Raw genomic sequence first — 17,134 nt, 5'->3', positions numbered from 1 at the left:
CCCGCTGTTATCCCTGCCGTGCCTCATGCGACTTGACCGTTTCCTCGCCAATCTCCCCGACTACAACCGTCAGCAGGTGCGACGACTGCTGGCACAACGACGTGTGCGAGTGAATGGCGAGGTGGCGCATGACCCACTGCTGGAAGTGAACGACTTCAGCCGCATCGAAGTGGACGACAAGTTGCTTCAGGCAGGCTACCCGGCTCGCTACCTGATGCTGCACAAGCCCACCGGTTGCGTCAGCGCCACACAGGACCCTCGGCACCGCACGGTGCTGGACCTGCTACCCGCCGAGCAGCGAGACGGCCTGCACATCGCCGGACGCCTGGACTACAACACCACCGGCCTGATGATCCTGACCAATGACGGCCAATGGTCGAGACGACTCACCCAGCCCAGGACCAAACTGCCCAAACGCTACCTGGTCGAGACCGAGGACGAGATCGGCGACCACTATGTCGCCAGGTTCCGGGAAGGCTTCTACTTCGCCTTCGAAAACCTCACCACCCTGCCTGCCCAACTGGACATCCTCGGCCCGCGGCAGGCCCGGCTGGCAATCGTCGAAGGACGTTACCACCAGGTCAAGCGCATGTTCGGGCACTTCGACAACAAGGTCGTGGGGCTGCACCGGGAAAGCATGGGCCCGATTCAACTGGACCCAGCCCTTGAGCCAGGGGCGTTCAGGGCGCTGACAGCCGAGGAAATCGCCTCGGTCTAGCTCACCTTCCAGGGCCACGAAAAGCGGCGAAGGCGGGAGCCGGCGTGCCGACCAAGGCCCCCCGGCAGGCGGCAGATGATCGACACACGACCGTCCAGCGGCCAACGTCACATTTTTCCCTGAACGGCACTTGCGGGATCCCGCACCTGCTGCTTGAATCCAAATCGTCAGTCTGCATGTGACTTGCTAGTCACACACGCAGTCCAAGACGCCTTTTGCCGGCCACCCAGGGCCTCGATGCCTTGGGGCACGGCGAATCGCCCGCGAAAAACAATACCGTCGACACACGTGCCAAGGATCGACACAGGGCCCCCGGTTTCTCTTCAGGCGTATGCCTACCTGTCATAAAGAACGTGCACCCTAGGTGACGCGAATACCCTTTTTGCGCCAGGAGTCGAAGACATGAGGCCAGAAATTGCTGTACTTGATATTCAAGGTCAGTATCGGGTTTACACGGAGTTCTATCGCGCGGAAGCGGCCGAAAAAACGATCATCCTGATCAACGGGTCGCTGGCCACTACGGCCTCGTTCGCCCAGACGGTGCGCAACCTGCACCCGCAATTCAACGTGGTGCTGTACGACCAGCCCTATGCAGGCAAGTCCAAGCCCCACAACCGCCAGGAGCGCCTGATCACCAAGGAGACCGAAGCGCACATTCTTCTTGAGCTGATCGAGCACTTCCGCGCCGACCACGTAATGTCGTTCTCCTGGGGTGGCGCCTGTACCCTGCTGGCGCTGGCGCACCAGCCGCGACTGGTGAAGAAAGCGGTGGTCAGCTCGTTCTCGCCAATCATCAACGAAGCGATGCGCGACTACCTGGAGCGCGGATGCCAGTACCTGGCTGCCTGCGACCGCTACCAGGTGGGCAACCTGGTCAACGACACCATTGGCAAGCACCTGCCGTCGCTGTTCAAGCGCTTCAACTACCGGCATGTCAGCAGCCTGGACAGCCACGAGTACGCACAGATGCACTTCCACATCAATCAAGTGCTGCAACACGACCTGGAGCGTGCACTGAAAGCTGCGGTCAACATCGACATTCCGGTGCTGTTCATCAACGGTGATCGCGACGAGTACACCACCGCCGAGGATGCCCGGCACTTCAGCCAGCACGTTGGCAAGAGCCACTTCAGCGTGATCCGCGATGCTGGCCACTTCCTCGACATGGAGCACAAGGCCGCCTGCGAGGAAACCCGTGATGTCGTGCTGGGCTTCCTCAAGCCAACCGTGCGTGAAACCCGTCAACGCTTCAACTTCGTCCCGGGGCAACATGCACTGGCCATCTGAGCGCATCGGCGTCCCGTAGCCGTTCACCCGCAGGCTATGGGTCGCCGACAGCTTTTTTATAACTTGGGCTTCTCAAGGAAGGAGGGTTCTGGTAAAAAGTCGACCGTCTACGCGGGTATAGTTTAATGGTAGAACAGTAGCTTCCCAAGCTTCCGACGAGGGTTCGATTCCCTCTACCCGCTCCACATCGCATTCCCGCATGACGTTCCAGCAACGTCATCGCTGTCAGAAGGAGCCTCGGCTCCTTTTTTCGTTTCTGCCTTTTCCTTGATCTGGCCCTATGGCCATGTGCCACCCATTCGGCTTGAATTCCCGCCGCACTATTCACTTGCCGGCAAAGCAATTTGCCAGGCATATGTTCCATGGACTCGTGAAACATTTCGAAAGGACCGCGTATGTTTCTTTCCCGCTGGTTGCCGGGCCTGGCCAACCTGCTGCATTACCGCCGTGACTGGTTCCACGCCGACCTGCAGGCAGGCCTGTCCGTGGCGGCGATCCAGATTCCCATCGCCATTGCCTACGCGCAAATCGTCGGCCTGCCCCCCCAATACGGTCTGTATGCCTGCGTACTGCCAATGATGGTCTATGCCCTGGTCGGCAGCTCGCGCCAACTGATGGTCGGCCCCGATGCTGCCACCTGCGCAATGATCGCAGGCGCCGTGGCGCCGTTGGCGATGGGTGATCCGCAACGCATCGCCGAACTTTCGGTGATCGTTACGGTGCTGGTGGGGGTCATGCTGATCGGCGCAGGGCTTGCCCGGGCCGGATTCATCGCCAGCTTCTTCTCCCGGCCCATTCTGATCGGCTACCTCAACGGCATCGGCCTGAGCCTGATCGCTGGGCAAATGTCGAAGGTGGTTGGCTTCAAGATCGAAGGTGACGGTTTCATTCTCAGCCTGATCAACTTTGCCCAGCGCTTGGGCGAGATCCATTGGCTGACGCTGATCATTGGCATCGCCGCCTTGGGCCTGTTGGTGTGGCTGCCAAGACGCCACCCGCGCCTACCGGCGGCACTGGTCACCGTTGCACTGTTCACCTTGGTGGTCGGCCTGTTCGGTCTGGACCGCTTCGGGGTGGCCATCCTCGGTCCGGTGCCGGCCGGCATTCCCCAGTTGGCCTGGCCACAGAGCAACCTGGCGGAAACCAAAAGCTTGCTGCGCGACGCCCTGGGTATCGCCACCGTCAGCTTCTGCAGCGCCATGCTCACCGCACGCAGTTTCGCCGCACGCCACGGCTACGCGATCAACGCCAACCATGAGTTCGTGGCCCTTGGCGTGAGCAACCTGGCCGCTGGTATTTCCCAAGGCTTTGCCATCAGCGGCGCGGACTCGCGTACGGCGGTCAATGACATGGTCGGTGGCAAGAGCCAACTGGTGGGCATCATCGCCGCCCTGGTGATTGCGCTGATACTGCTGTTTTTCACCGCCCCCATGGCCTGGATTCCACAGGCCGCGCTCGGAGCCGTGCTGCTGATGGCCGGCTGGGGGCTGATCGACATCAAGTCCCTTGAGCATATCAAACGCCTGAGCCGCTTCGAGTTCTGGTTGTGTTTGTTGACCACCGTCGGCGTACTGAGCCTGGGCGTACTGCCAGGCATCGTCTTCGCAGTGACCCTTGCGATCCTGCGCTTGCTGTACAGCATCTACCAACCCACCGACGCCGTGCTGGGCTGGCTGCCAGGAACAGAAGGCCAGGTCGACATCCGCCTCCACAAGGAAGCCCGCACCGTGCCGGGCCTGGTGGTGTACCGTTTCGATGACGCGATCCTGTTCTTCAACGCCGACTACTTCAAGATGCGCCTGCTCGAAGCGGTGCAAAGCCAGGCCGAGCCCAAGGCCGTACTGTTCGACGCCGAAGCGGTGACCCGTATCGATGTCAGCGGCATCGCCGCCCTGCGCGAAGTGCGCGATACCCTCTCGGCCCAGGGCATCCACTTCGCCATCGCCCGTGCCCGTGGCACGTTCCTGCGCATGCTGGTGCGCTCCGGTATGGCGCGGGAAATGGAAGACAAGCTGCTGTTCGGCTCGGTTCGCGCGGGGATAAGGGCGTATCGGTTATGGCGCAACAGGAGCCGGAACCCGCAACGGAACCCTGCTCCCGAGTGATTGCCAGCAGGCCACAGGCGGGGGTCGCTACTTCATGGCTGGGGCGGCGTCCAGAGGGCGAGCAAGCTGTGTGGCGTGTGCCCTTTGGGTAGCCAGCCACCCTCGCCTTGCCCGACATGCTAAAGTCGCCCCGCCCCGCTCCACCGAATGGACCTTCGCATGCCTGCACTCGACGCCCACCTCGCCACCTGGCCCGACCTCCACCAACGCCACCGCTGCGACGCCCTGCTGCTGGGCAATGGTGCCAGCCGTGCACTGTGGAAACCGTTCGGCTACTTTTCGCTGTTCGAACAAGCCCAGCGTGCCGGACGCAAGAAAGGCCTTGCTGTCAGCGACCAAGCCCTGTTCAAGTCCCTGGGCACGGAGATGTTCGAGACGGTACTCAGCACCCTCAACCATACCGTACGTGCCAATGCTGCGTTGGCGATCAACTCCACTGCCCCCCTGAACCGCTATTACTCGATCAAGGAAGCACTGATCCACGCCGTGCGCACCGTGCACCTGCCCTGGTCGCTGATGCCGGCGAGCACATTGACAACCATCAACCAGGCCTTGCGACAGTACCGCAGCGTCTATACCAGCAACTACGACCTGATTCTGCCGTGGGCTCTGCAGCACGCCCCACAGGGATTCGCCACGCTGTTCGACGAACAAGGCTTCTTCGACCTGCGCCGCACCCGCTGCGAAGGCACCCGGGTCATGCACCTGCACGGCGGGATGCACCTGCTCAAGCTGCCTGACGGCTCCACCCGCCAGCGCAGTGCCGAATGCGCTGAACTGCTCGATGGCTTCGCCGTGAACATTCCGGGGGAGGTGCCACTGTTCGTCAATGAAGAACGCAGCGACGAAAAACTGCGCGCCATCCGCAACTCCGACTACCTCGGCTGGTGCCTGACGCAGCTGGCGCAGGAAAGCCAGGGCCTGTGCCTGTTCGGACAACACCTGGACAGCACAGACGGGCATTTGCTCGAAGCCATTCGCCATGCCCGACCGGCCTACCTGGCGATCGCCATCCGACCATTGAGTGACGCTTCGGTAATCAACCAGAAGCAACACTTCATGGACAGGTTCGGTGACTTGCCTGGAACGGGAGTGCACTTCTTCGATGCGAGCAGCCACCCGTTGGGGCTGGCGGAGTTGGCCATCGAGGTACCGAGCGGGCGCAGTTGAGGGGTCAGCGAGCGATCAGGCCGTCGGCGGCGAGCAACGTCTCCAGGCAATGCTCCTGCACCCCATAGAACGCCTTGAGCTGCGAGATTTTCTCCAGCAATGCGCCATTGTCCACCGGCTGTCGACGCTTGACCGCCAGAATCATCTTGTTCTTGTTGGTGTGCTCCAGCGAAATGAATTCGAACACCTTGGTTTCATAGCCGCAGGCTTCCAGGTACAGCGCGCGCAGGCTGTCGGTCAGCATCTCGGCCTGCTGCCCCAGGTGCAGGCCGTATTGCAGCATCGGCTGTAGCAGCCCTGGACTGTGCAACTGTGGGCGGATCTGCTTGTGGCAGCATGGCGAGCACATGATGATCGCGGCGTTGCAGCGAATACCGGTGTGGATGGCGTAGTCAGTGGCGATGTCGCAAGCATGCAGGGCAATCATTACTTCGATGGCCTCTGGCACCACACTGCGAACATCACCACACTGGAACTCAAGGCCAGGATGCTCCAGGCGCGAAGCCGCTGCATTGCACAGGTCGACCATGTCCTGACGCAACTCGACGCCCGTCACCTGGGCTTCACGGCCAAGCGTGTTGCGCAGGTAATCATGCATGGCGAAGGTCAGGTAGCCCTTCCCCGAACCGAAGTCGGCCACCCGCAGCACTTGCTCGGCCGGCACCGGGGCATTGGCCAGCGCATGGTCGAAAACTTCGATGAACTTGTTGATCTGCTTCCATTTGCGCGACATGGAAGGGATCAGCGCACCCTGTGCATCAGTTACCCCCAGATCACGCAGAAACGGCCGGGACAGCTCCAGGTAACGCTTCTTCTCGCGGTCGTGCCCCGTGCTCACTGACGTTTCGCGGAGGGCTTGGGCGCCATGGCGCTGCAACATTGGCTTGCCCTTCTTGCTGAAGGTCAGCTGCACTTCGCCGTCAGCGTCGAACAGATGGGCATTGCGAAAACTCTCCGGCAGCAGCTCGGCGACCAGCGTCAGGGCCTGGTCCAATGACAGGTTGCGGGTGATATCGCGGGTCTGGTGGCGGTACACCAGCGACAGGTTGGGCTGCCCTTTGACTTGCACTGGCTTGGCCATGATCCGCTGCAAGGTCTGGTCGGCCCCCACATGGCGGGCCAGCACCAGCTTGACCAGGGTATTGCCGTGCATGGCAGCGCCCAGCAGCTCAAGGAACTGGGCACGCGCATCCGGCGCGGGTGAAGCGAAAGTACGAGCAGACATGGAAAACGGGTGCCTCGAATAGCGGGAAGCGCGCAGCGCAATGCGCGCATTCTACCGTGCCACGACAACCCAGTGGGAGCCGATCAGTCGAGGACCACCAAGCGGTTGGGCAGCTCGTTGCGGGCGTGGGTCGATGGCAGGTGTTCGCTCAGCAATTCGCCACAAGCCTCGATGCACTCGACGAAGCCTTGCAAGGTATGCCCCTGGCGCACGTGTTCGGCAAAGCGGGCGACGATGGCAGCTCTGGCAGCAGCGTCCAGGTGCTGGCTGACGCCTCGATCGACCAGTATTTCGACATGCTGCTCGGCCTCGCTGACGAAAATCAGCACACCAGTGCCGCCCGCCGTGCGTTGCAGGTTCTGCTCGCGAAACTGCTGGCGAGCCAGGCGCGACGCCCGCCAGCGGCGCAGCGCCTGTGGAATCAACCATCCCGCCAGGCGTGGGCTGCGCAAGAGCAGGCACAAGCCGACGAAGAGCAACACATTGGCGACCAGGAGCCCGCGCATGCCCGGCCAGCCAGACAACCATTGCAGCAGGCCGGGCACGGCCAATGCCAGCACGGCGGCCCAGAATAGCGGTAGATAAGCGTAGTCATCGGCGCGGCGCGCCAGCACGGTGACCAGTTCGGCATCGGTGCGCTTTTCGGCACGGGCGATGGCCTCGGCGATTCGGCGCCGGTCATATTCGTTGAGGAGGGTCATGCCTTGGCGCTCTCGATCGTTCTTATAGTTGTCGTCCCGGCACATAGGTGCTCATCCGCGGCTTGCATATTCAGGCATAATTCGCCGCTGGACGTGATCCTTGCAAACTGTACAACAATAGCCGCCTGAAAACTTCGGCCGCGCGCGTATCGCCCCCTGGATACGGCAGAGGCCTCGACAATGGAATTGATGATGAAACTGTCTTTGCTGGGCCTGGCCTTGGGCCTTGCCAGTCAGGCGGCCCTCGCCGCCCCCACCGCTCCCCCCCTCGAGGACAAGCAGGCGTTCATCAACCATCTGATCAGCCAGATGACCGAAGCCGAAAAGATCGGCCAGCTGCGCCTGATCAGCATCGGCCCGGAAATGCCCCGCGACAAGATCCGCGAGGAGATCGCCGCCGGCCGTATCGGCGGTACCTTCAACTCCCGTACCGGCGCCGAGAACCGCCCGATGCAGGACGCGGCCATGCGCAGCCGCCTGAAGATCCCGATGTTCTTCGCCTACGACGTCATTCATGGCAACCGCACCATCTTCCCGATCGGCCTGGGCATGGCCGCGACCTGGGACATGGACGCCATAGCCAAGGTCGGCCGCACTTCGGCCATCGAAGCCTCGGCGGACGCCCTGGACATGACCTTCGCCCCAATGGTCGATATCGCCCGCGACCCACGCTGGGGACGCACCAGCGAGGGCTTTGGTGAAGACACCTACCTGACCTCGCGGATCGGCCAGGTAATGGTCCAGTCCTTCCAGGGCAACAGCCCGGCCAACCCCGACAGCATCATGGCCATCGTCAAGCACTTCGCCCTGTACGGTGCAGTGGAAGGCGGACGCGACTACAACACGGTCGATATGAGCCTGCCGAAGATGTACAACGACTACCTGCCCCCCTACCGTGCGGCACTGGATGCCGGCGCGGGCGGGGTGATGGTGGCGCTGAACTCGATCAACGGCGTGCCAGCCACTTCCAACACCTGGTTGATGAATGACCTGTTGCGCAAGGAGTGGGGCTTCAAGGGCGTGACCATCAGCGACCACGGTGCCATTCAGGAGTTGATCCGCCATGGCGTGGCCCGCGATGGCCGCGAGGCGGCGAAACTGGCGATCAAGGCCGGCATCGACATGAGCATGAACGACACGCTGTATGGCCAGGAGCTGCCCGGGCTGCTCAAGACGGGTGAAGTGACCCAGGCCGAACTGGACCAGGCGGTTCGCGAAGTGCTCGGGGCGAAGTACGACATGGGCCTGTTCAAGGACCCGTACGTGCGGATCGGCAAGGCAGAGAACGATCCCAAGGAACCCTACGCCGATGCGCGTCTGCATCGCGAGGCGGCCCGGGATGTCGCACGCCGCAGCCTGGTATTGCTGGAAAACCGCCACCAGACCCTGCCGCTGAAAAAGTCCGGCACCATCGCCCTGGTCGGGCCGTTGGCCGACGCCCCGATCGACATGATGGGCAGCTGGGCCGCCGACGGCAAACCGGTGCACTCGGTGACCGTACGCGAGGGCTTGCGCCGCGCCGTGGAAGGCAAGGCCAAACTGGTCTATGCCAAAGGTTCCAACGTCACCGGCGACAAGGCGATCTTCGACTACCTGAACTTCCTCAACTTCGATGCGCCAGAGATCGTCGACGACCCACGCCCTGCTGCCGTGCTGATCGATGAGGCCGTCAAGGCCGCCCAGCAGTCCGATGTGGTGGTTGCGGTGGTCGGCGAATCCCGCGGGATGTCCCACGAATCGTCGAGCCGCACCACCCTTGAAATCCCCGCCAGCCAGCGTGAGCTGATCAAGGCGCTCAAGGCCACCGGCAAACCGCTGGTGCTGGTGCTGATGAACGGTCGTCCGCTGTCGATTGGCTGGGAACGCGAACAGGCCGACGCCATTCTGGAAACCTGGTTCGCCGGAACCGAAGGCGGCAACGCCATCGCTGATGTGCTGTTCGGCGACTACAACCCGTCGGGCAAGCTGGCCATTACCTTCCCGCGTTCGGTCGGGCAGATTCCGATGCACTACAACCACACCCGCATTGGCCGGCCTTTCACGCCGGGCAAACCGGGCAACTACACCTCGCAGTACTTCGAGGAACCCAATGGCCCGCTGTACCCCTTCGGCTACGGTCTGAGCTACAGCAGCTTCGAGCTGTCCGGCTTTACCCTGTCGAAGAAAGACCTCAAGCGCGGCGACACGCTGGAAGCCAAGGTGACCGTGAAGAACACCGGCAAGCGCGACGGCGAAACGGTCGTGCAGCTGTACCTGCAGGATGTTTCGGCGTCCATGAGCCGACCGGTCAAGGAGCTGAAGAACTTCCAGAAACTGATGCTCAAGGCTGGTGAGTCGCGAACGCTCACCTTCCGCATCAGTGAAGACGACCTGAAGTTCTACAATGGCCAACTGCAGCGGGTCGCCGAGCCAGGGGAATTCAACGTCCAGGTCGGGCTCGATTCCGAGGCGGTGCAACAGAAGCGTTTCGAATTGCTGTAAGCAGCTTGCCCTATCGCCGGTAAACCGGCTCCTACAAGGACATGATAATCCCTGTAGGAGCCGGCTTGCCGGCGAGAAGGCCTCAACCATCGTTCACCGGACCGCCCCATGCCATTTTCCTTTCGCGCCCTGCGTCTGGGGCTGATCATCCTGCTGATTCTGGTGGGCACCTCGCTCAGCGCAGGCTGGGCCATGCACCAGGCCAAGCGCCAGGCAATGGAGGACGATGCCCGCCGCGCCAGCCAACAGTTGGGGCTCTACGCCAATGCCCTGCACACCCTGATCGAGCGCTATCGCGCCCTGCCCGCGGTACTGGCGCTGGACCCGGAGTTCGTCGAGGCCTTGCGCGGCCCGGTCGACGAGGCGAAGCAAAACGCCCTGAGCCGCAAGCTTGAGCGAATAAACGGCGCAGCCAACTCTTCGACACTGGAATTGCTGGACCGAACCGGCCTGGCCATCGCAGCCAGCAACTGGCGCCTGCCAACCACCTATGTCGGCTCCAACTATGCCTTTCGGCCCTACTTCAAACAGACCCGCAGCGAAGGCAGCGGCCGCTTCTACGCCGTTGGGGTGACCAGCGGCGTACCCGGGTACTTTCTTGCCAGCGCGGTGACCGACGAACACGGGCGCTTCCTCGGCGCCATGGTGGTCAAGCTCGAATTCCCCGAGCTGGAACGCGAATGGCGCCAGGGCAGCGACGTGTTGCTGGTCAGCGACGCCCGTGGCATCACATTCATCGCCAACCAGGACGGCTGGCGCTACCGCGAGCTGCAACCGCTCAGTGCCGCCGACCGTGCGGAGCTCGCCGAAACCCGCCAGTACGACAAGCAGCCCCTGGTGCCCTTGCAGCACCATGTACTCACCCGTTTCGCCAGCAATAGCCACCTGACCCGTGTACAAGGCCCGGACGGTCCGGCCGACTACCTGTGGGAAAGCCTGCCGCTGCAGAGCGAGGACTGGACCTTGCACCTGCTGCGCAAACCGCAGGTCGCCGCCGACGGCCGTAATGCAGCGTTGGGCGCCGCGGCGGTGTGGCTAAGCCTGGTGTTCGCCGCCTTGTTCGTCAGCCAGCGCTTGCGCCTGGCACGCCTGCGCCAGCGCAGCCGCGAAGAGCTAAAGCGCCTGGTCGAGGAGCGCACCCGTGAACTGCGCACGGCCCAGGAAGGCTTGGTGCAGTCGGCCAAGCTCGCCGCCCTGGGACAGATGTCGGCGGCCCTGGCCCACGAGATCAACCAGCCGCTGACCACCCAGCGCATGCAACTGGAAACCCTGCGCCTGCTGCTCGACCATGGCCGCTACGACGATGCCCGCAAGGCGCTGGAGCCGCTGGAACAGATGCTCACTCGCATGGCGGCGTTGACCAGCCACCTCAAGACCTTTGCCCGCAACAGCCCGGTCGGGCTGCGCGAGCGCCTGGACCTGGCCAATGTGGTCGACCAGGCGCTGCACCTGCTCGACACCCGCATCCGCAACGAAGGGGTCGAAGTCGCCTTGTACCTGGCGCGCCCGGCCTGGGTACGGGGCGATGCCATCCGCCTGGAGCAGGTGCTGATCAACCTGTTGCACAACGCCCTGGACGCCATGGCCGACAAGCGCTACAAACGCCTGGAGATCCGCATCGAAGCCGATGACGAGCAGTGGCGCCTGAGCGTTCTGGACTCTGGAGGCGGCATCGCAGAGGCTGACCTTGGCAAAGTCTTCGATCCCTTCTTCACCACCAAACCGGTCGGTGAAGGGCTGGGCCTTGGCCTGGCGATTTCCTACGGTATCGTGCATGAGGCCGGTGGCCAGTTGCAGGCCCAGAACCTGCCTGGCGGTGCCCGTCTCAGCCTCACCCTGCCCCGCGACCTGGAACCTGTATGTTGAATTCAGTGATCGTCGTCGATGATGAAGCCAGCATTCGCACGGCGGTAGAGCAATGGCTCAGCCTGTCCGGCTTCACCGTGCAGCTGTTCGCCCGCGCCGAAGACTGCCTGGCCCAGCTGCCAGCGCACTTTCCCGGCGTGATCATCAGCGATGTGCGCATGCCTGGCATGGATGGCCTGCAGTTGCTTGGCAATCTGCACGCGCAAGACCCCGACCTGCCGGTAATCCTGCTGACTGGCCATGGAGATGTGCCCATGGCCGTGGAGGCCATGCGCAACGGTGCCTACGACTTCCTGGAAAAACCCTTCACCCCGCAACACCTGCTGGGCAGCCTGCGCCGGGCCCTGGAAAAACGTCAGCTGGTTCTGGAAAACCGCCACCTGCACCTACAGGCTGACCTGAAGTTGCGCCTTGAGTCCACGTTGCTGGGCATGTCCCAGGGTCTGCAGCAGTTACGTCGGCAAGTGCTCGACTTGGCGAGTCTCCCGGTCAATGTGTTGATTCGCGGCGAAACCGGCAGCGGCAAGGAGCGCGTGGCGCGCTGCCTGCATGACTTCGGTCCGCGAGCGGACAAACCATTCGTCGCGCTCAACTGCGCGGCGATTCCCGAGTCGCTGTTCGAAGCGGAGCTGTTCGGCCATGAGAGCGGCGCCTTCACCGGGGCCCAAGGCAAACGCATCGGCAAACTGGAATACGCCAACGGCGGCACGGTATTCCTCGACGAAATCGAAAGCATGCCGTTGGCCCAGCAAGCCAAACTGCTGCGGGTGATCCAAGAGCAGAAGCTGGAACGCCTGGGAGCGAACAAGAGCATCGATGTCGACCTGCGCATCGTCGCCGCGACCAAGCCCGACCTGCTCGAAGAAGCCCGCGCCGGCCGTTTTCGCGAAGACCTCGCCTACCGCCTGAATGTGGCTGAACTGCGTCTGGCGCCGTTGCGTGAACGGCGTGAAGACCTACCGCTGCTGTTCGAGCATTTCGCCCGTGCGGCCGCTGAAAAATTGGGACGGACCGTGCCGCCGTTGTCGGGGCCTCAGTTGGCGCAGTTACTGTCCCATGACTGGCCGGGCAACGTGCGCGAACTGGCCAACGCAGCAGAACGCCATGCCCTGGGGTTGGGTTCAGCGAACATCGAAGTGAGTCCTGCCGGACAGTCGCTGGTCGAGCAGATGGAGGCTTTCGAGGCACAGTGCCTGCGCGCAGCGTTGCGCCAGCACAAGGGCGAAATCAAGGCGGTGATGGAGGCCTTGCAACTGCCACGGCGAACGCTGAACGAGAAGATGCAGCGGCATGGGTTGGTGCGCGAGGACTTTCTGCAATAGGCGGAAACTTGCCTAACCAGCGCTAGAGATAGGCGGAAATCCGCTTATCGGCATGTCCGGACTGCTCAGCTTTGCAGCCCATCGCCGGCACGCCAGCGCCTGCTGGGATTGCGGCAAGGCCAGTCTGCGCAAGGGCTGGCCGGTAGATGACAGGCATGCGGCGCCCTCGAATGGATCGTCCCGCACTCATTTGGCACACCTTCTGCAAAACCCTTCTCAAGCTGCGCTTTGGCGCGCTCCACAAAAACAACGAGAAGGTATCCCTGATGGATAACGCCACCTCCCTGCCCGCCGGGGCGGCCATTGCGCCCGCCGCGGAAAAAACCACCGCCAGCCGCCTGAAGTCGATCTTCAGTGGATCCATCGGCAACATGGTCGAATGGTACGACTGGTACGTCTACGCTGCATTCTCGCTGTACTTCGCCAAAGCCTTCTTCCCTGCTGGCGACTCCACCGCTCAATTGCTCAATACCGCTGCGATCTTCGCCGTGGGCTTCCTCATGCGCCCGATCGGCGGCTGGCTGATGGGGCTGTATGCAGACCGCAAAGGCCGCAAGGCCGCGCTGATGGCCTCGGTGCTGCTGATGTGCGCCGGCTCCCTGGTCATCGCCCTGACCCCCGGCTACGAAACCATCGGCGTCGCTGCACCGATCCTGCTGGTGATCGCCCGCCTCATGCAAGGCCTGTCGGTCGGTGGTGAATACGGCACCTCGGCCACCTACCTCAGCGAGATGGCCAGCAAGGACCGCCGTGGCTTCTTCTCCAGCTTCCAATACGTGACGCTGATTTCCGGCCAGCTGATTGCCCTGGCGGTGCTGATCGTCCTGCAACAGACCCTGACGACCGAGCAGCTGTATGCCTGGGGCTGGCGCGTACCGTTCGTGATCGGGGCGCTGTGCGCGGTGGTCGCGCTGTGGCTGCGCCGTGGCATGGAAGAAACCGCCTCTTTCAGCAAGAAGGAAAAGTCCAAGGAAAGCCTGATGCGCACCCTGATGCGCCACCCCAAGGAACTGATGACCGTGGTCGGCCTGACCATGGGCGGCACCCTGGCCTTCTACACCTATACCACCTACATGCAGAAGTACCTGGTCAACACCGTGGGCATGAGCATCAGTGATTCGACCACCATCTCGGCGGCCACCCTGTTCCTGTTCATGTGCCTGCAACCGGTGATCGGGGGCCTGTCCGACAAGATCGGCCGTCGTCCGATCCTGATCGCCTTCGGTGTCCTCGGCACCCTGTTCACCGTGCCGATCCTCAGCACCTTGCACACCATCCAGACTTGGTGGGGCGCGTTCTTCCTGATCATGGCCGCGCTGATCATCGTCAGCGGCTACACCTCGATCAACGCGGTGGTCAAGGCAGAGCTGTTCCCAACCGAAATCCGTGCCCTGGGTGTCGGCCTGCCCTACGCCCTGACCGTATCGGTATTCGGCGGTACCGCCGAATATGTCGCCCTGTGGTTCAAGAGCGTGGGCATGGAAACCGGCTTCTACTGGTATGTCACCGGCTGCATCGCATGCTCACTGCTGGTGTACGCAACCATGAAGGACACCCGCAAGCATTCGCGCATCACCACTGACTGATCCTGAGTTTGCGCCGTTGAGAAAGGGGCGCTCCGTTGCACGGAGCGCCCCTTCTTCATTGCGATCGACACTGCAATTGCGGGATAACAGACCGTTCAGGACATCTCCAACACCTGACGCGGCTCACGACGCTGGTAATAGGTCGCCATCAGCACCAGCACCAGCAGCAAACCGCCCAGCACAGCCGAAGAGCCAATGGTGCCAAAGTCCAGCCCACCCTTCTCGTAAGGTTTGGTCAGGAAGTCGCCAAGGGTCGCGCCGAACGGTCGAGTCAGGACGAAAGCGACCCAGAACAGCACCACGCCCGGGATACGCGTCCAGTAGCGCGCCAGCACCACCAGGCCGATGGTAGTGCCAATCAACAGAGCCCCCCCTGCAAAGCCCAACCCCGAATCATCGGCCAGGTAATCACCCAACGCGGTGCCCAAGGTGTTGGAAAACAGGATCGCCACCCAATAGAACAGCTCGCCAGCACGATTCCTGATGCGGGTAACGTCCAGCGGGTTTCCGCTCAAACGCCAGGCCAGGAAGGTCAACAGCAGAATGCCGATCAACAACGCTGAGCCGGCGGCATACCCCAGACCCAGAGTACGGTCCATGAAGTCGGACAGGGTGGTGCCAGCGGTGCTGGTGGAGAGGATCACCAACCAGTACAGCATCGGGTGGTAGCGGCGCGAGAACAACTGGCCCGACAGGGTCAGCAGGAACACGCAGATCAGCAACACCGAGCTGAGCGCGTAGCCGATGTTCAGAGTCATCGACAGCAGGTCGCCAGCGGTCTCGCCAAGGGTGGTGGCGCAGATCTTCATGACCCAGAAGGCCAAGGTGATTTGCGGAAGTTTATTCATTGTTTACCGCTCCAGATTGGGGTGCGGCGATGGTGATGAGCAAAGCCTGAAAAATCGGTTGGCGACGTATGAAAAAAGCGTTGGCCAGGCGATGGAGCGGAATTTTTTCTGTCTTAACCCCCCATTAATTTCACTCCCCCATGCTTTCCATAGCGCGAAAAGCCTCAGACGCCCGAGGAATTCCCCATATCTGAATGCTGAGACTTTGCATTGGGGCGGTCACTTAGGCGCACCAATACATCTATTAATTCGATTTTTATACGCTATTTTTTGCGCTTTTTAATCAAATTAATCGGAGTAGCATTAAACCCATAGAAACAAACAACCTCTCAAAACCCACGGAGCAACGATCATGAAAAACAAAATCATCCTGACCCTGGCCCTCAGCGTTTTCGCAGCAGGCGCCTTCGCCGAAGATGGCTACGACCGCACCAACAGCCACACCTTCGCCGCAGTACAGAGCCAGTCGGCTACTTATGCCGAAGACGGTTACGACCGCACCAACGCGCAACGCTTCGCCGAAGACGGCTTCGACCGCACCAACGGCCAACGCTTCGCCGAAGACGGCTTTGACCGCACCAACGGCCAACGCTTCGCCGAAGATGGCTTCGACCGCACCAACGGCCAACGCTTCGCCGAAGACGGCTTCGACCGCACCAACGGCCAACGCTTCGCCGAAGACGGCTTCGACCGCACCAACGGCCAACGCTTCGCCGAAGACGGCTTCGACCGCACCAACGGCCAACGCTTCGCCGAAGACGGTTACGACCGCACCAACGCTAACCGCATCAGCTGATACCTGATGTGAGCCAACCAGCCCGGCTTCGGCCGGGCTTGATCATTTTCAGGGGAGCAAAGGATTGGCACACTAGGACTCTCGTCCCCCCAGAGGTAGGGCCAGCAAGCCCACTACAGATGTATTACTACGAACCTAGCAAAGGCCACGGCCTGCCCCACGACCCGTTCAACGCCATCGTCGGCCCCCGCCCCATCGGCTGGATTTCCTCGCAAGACAGCGAAGGTCAGCTGAACCTGGCGCCCTATAGTTTCTTCAACGCCTTCAACTACATTCCGCCAATCATCGGTTTCTGCAGTGTCGGGCGCAAAGACAGCCTGAACAACATCGAGCAGACCGGGGAATTCGTCTGGAACCTCGCCACCCGCCCCCTGGCCGAAGCCATGAACCAGAGCTGCGCCGCGGTGCCCGCGCAAGTGAACGAGTTCGAATTGAGCAACCTCACAGCAGCGCCATCGCGCATCGTCAACGTGCCCCGGGTAGGCGAAAGCCCCGTGGCTTTCGAGTGCAAGGTCAGCCAGATCGTCCAGCTCAAACGAGCTGACCAGGAACGGGTGCCCAGCTGGTTGATTCTTGGCGAGGTGGTGGCGGTGCATATCGCCGAGCATTTGCTCAAGGATGGCATCTACGATACCGCTGCCGCCGAACCGATCCTGCGTGGCGGTGGCCCGGCGGACTACTTCGAGCTGGGCAACCTGTTCAAGATGGTCAGGCCCCAGGCAAACGGCTGATCACCAGATCAGTTCGCCTTCTTCGCTGACACCCTGCAGGCGCGCCAGCTCGGCGCAGGCGGCCTCATCGGCCGCCACGGCGCTCTTGAACACCTCGCCGTCCAGCACCTTATGAAAACGTGGGGCACCGCCCATGCCCAGGGCCTTGATGGCGATGGCGGCGTTGTAGCCACCGCCTTGCACCGGGACCATTGCCGAAACCGCTTCGAAATGCGGGAACTCTCTACGTGCCATGTTGCAATCCGCGTCGTTGATCGAAGGCCGGCATCTTACCTCAAGCTTGCCCACTTGAGCCCTG

General features: G+C 62.0%; 14 protein-coding genes and 1 tRNA gene. 11 read left to right on the top strand and 4 right to left on the bottom strand.

Annotated features, from left to right (window positions below; genetic code table 11):
• Nucleotides 1-25: 25 nt before the first annotated feature.
• From IF103_RS05060 to IF103_RS05040, 5 genes are all read left to right on the top strand, one after another.
• Nucleotides 26-718, top strand: coding sequence for a pseudouridine synthase (locus IF103_RS05060; protein ID WP_023378944.1), 693 nt, complete (start codon nt 26-28; stop codon nt 716-718).
• A 402-nt stretch (nt 719-1,120) separates the two neighbouring features.
• Entirely contained in the window at nt 1,121-2,005 is an 885-nt protein-coding gene (locus IF103_RS05055) for an alpha/beta fold hydrolase (protein ID WP_023378943.1), read from the top strand.
• Between the two features lie 111 nt (nt 2,006-2,116).
• Nucleotides 2,117-2,190, top strand: a tRNA-Gly gene (locus tag IF103_RS05050).
• Between the two features lie 210 nt (nt 2,191-2,400).
• Entirely contained in the window at nt 2,401-4,110 is a 1,710-nt protein-coding gene (locus IF103_RS05045; RefSeq protein ID WP_202675911.1) for a SulP family inorganic anion transporter, read from the top strand.
• Nucleotides 4,111-4,269: 159 nt separating this feature from the next.
• Nucleotides 4,270-5,280: a DUF4917 family protein gene (locus tag IF103_RS05040; protein ID WP_023378941.1), complete on the top strand. Its 1,011-nt coding sequence runs from the start codon at nt 4,270-4,272 to the stop codon at nt 5,278-5,280.
• Nucleotides 5,281-5,284: 4 nt separating this feature from the next.
• On the opposite strand, the gene IF103_RS05035 is transcribed toward IF103_RS05040, so the two are convergent.
• Both IF103_RS05035 and IF103_RS05030 read right to left on the bottom strand, forming a co-directional pair.
• Nucleotides 5,285-6,505, bottom strand: coding sequence for a class I SAM-dependent methyltransferase (locus IF103_RS05035; RefSeq protein ID WP_023378940.1), 1,221 nt, complete (start codon nt 6,503-6,505; stop codon nt 5,285-5,287).
• 83 nt (nt 6,506-6,588) lie between these two features.
• Entirely contained in the window at nt 6,589-7,206 is a 618-nt protein-coding gene (locus IF103_RS05030) for a TPM domain-containing protein (RefSeq protein ID WP_023378939.1), read from the bottom strand.
• 189 nt (nt 7,207-7,395) lie between these two features.
• On the opposite strand from IF103_RS05030, the gene bglX reads away from it, so the two are divergent.
• The 4 genes from bglX to IF103_RS05010 all read left to right on the top strand — a co-directional run bounded on the left by bglX (nt 7,396) and on the right by IF103_RS05010 (nt 14,461).
• A complete protein-coding gene (gene bglX, locus IF103_RS05025) occupies nt 7,396-9,687 on the top strand; it encodes a beta-glucosidase BglX (protein WP_023378938.1) in 2,292 nt (763 codons plus the stop codon).
• Nucleotides 9,688-9,795: 108 nt separating this feature from the next.
• Nucleotides 9,796-11,553, top strand: a complete 1,758-nt coding sequence (locus tag IF103_RS05020) for a sensor histidine kinase (protein ID WP_023378937.1) — start codon at nt 9,796-9,798, stop codon at nt 11,551-11,553.
• A complete protein-coding gene (mifR, locus tag IF103_RS05015) occupies nt 11,547-12,875 on the top strand; it encodes a two-component system response regulator MifR (RefSeq protein WP_023378936.1) in 1,329 nt (442 codons plus the stop codon). The genes IF103_RS05020 and mifR overlap by 7 nt, the downstream gene beginning before the upstream one ends.
• A gap of 266 nt (nt 12,876-13,141) precedes the next feature.
• The gene (locus IF103_RS05010) at nt 13,142-14,461 is read left to right on the top strand and encodes an MFS transporter (RefSeq protein WP_023378935.1); all 1,320 of its coding nucleotides are present in this window, start codon (nt 13,142-13,144) and stop codon (nt 14,459-14,461) included.
• A 95-nt stretch (nt 14,462-14,556) separates the two neighbouring features.
• Here IF103_RS05010 and IF103_RS05005 read toward each other — a convergent pair whose 3' ends face one another.
• Entirely contained in the window at nt 14,557-15,309 is a 753-nt protein-coding gene (locus tag IF103_RS05005) for a COG4705 family protein (protein WP_023378934.1), read from the bottom strand.
• 352 nt (nt 15,310-15,661) lie between these two features.
• On the opposite strand from IF103_RS05005, the gene IF103_RS05000 reads away from it, so the two are divergent.
• Entirely contained in the window at nt 15,662-16,105 is a 444-nt protein-coding gene (locus IF103_RS05000; protein WP_202675910.1) for a heme utilization protein, read from the top strand.
• Between the two features lie 119 nt (nt 16,106-16,224).
• Entirely contained in the window at nt 16,225-16,836 is a 612-nt protein-coding gene (locus IF103_RS04995; protein ID WP_023378932.1) for a flavin reductase family protein, read from the top strand.
• On the opposite strand, the gene IF103_RS04990 is transcribed toward IF103_RS04995, so the two are convergent.
• Nucleotides 16,837-17,070 carry a hypothetical protein gene (locus IF103_RS04990; RefSeq protein WP_027908108.1) on the bottom strand — a complete coding sequence of 78 codons (234 nt, stop codon included), beginning with the start codon at nt 17,068-17,070 and terminating at the stop codon, nt 16,837-16,839.
• Between the last annotated feature and the right edge of the window lie 64 nt (nt 17,071-17,134).

This window comes from Pseudomonas sp. SK2, from assembly GCF_016772395.1.
Lineage (GTDB): Bacteria > Pseudomonadota > Gammaproteobacteria > Pseudomonadales > Pseudomonadaceae > Aquipseudomonas > Aquipseudomonas taiwanensis.
This window is presented reverse-complemented; position numbering and strand designations above follow the sequence as displayed.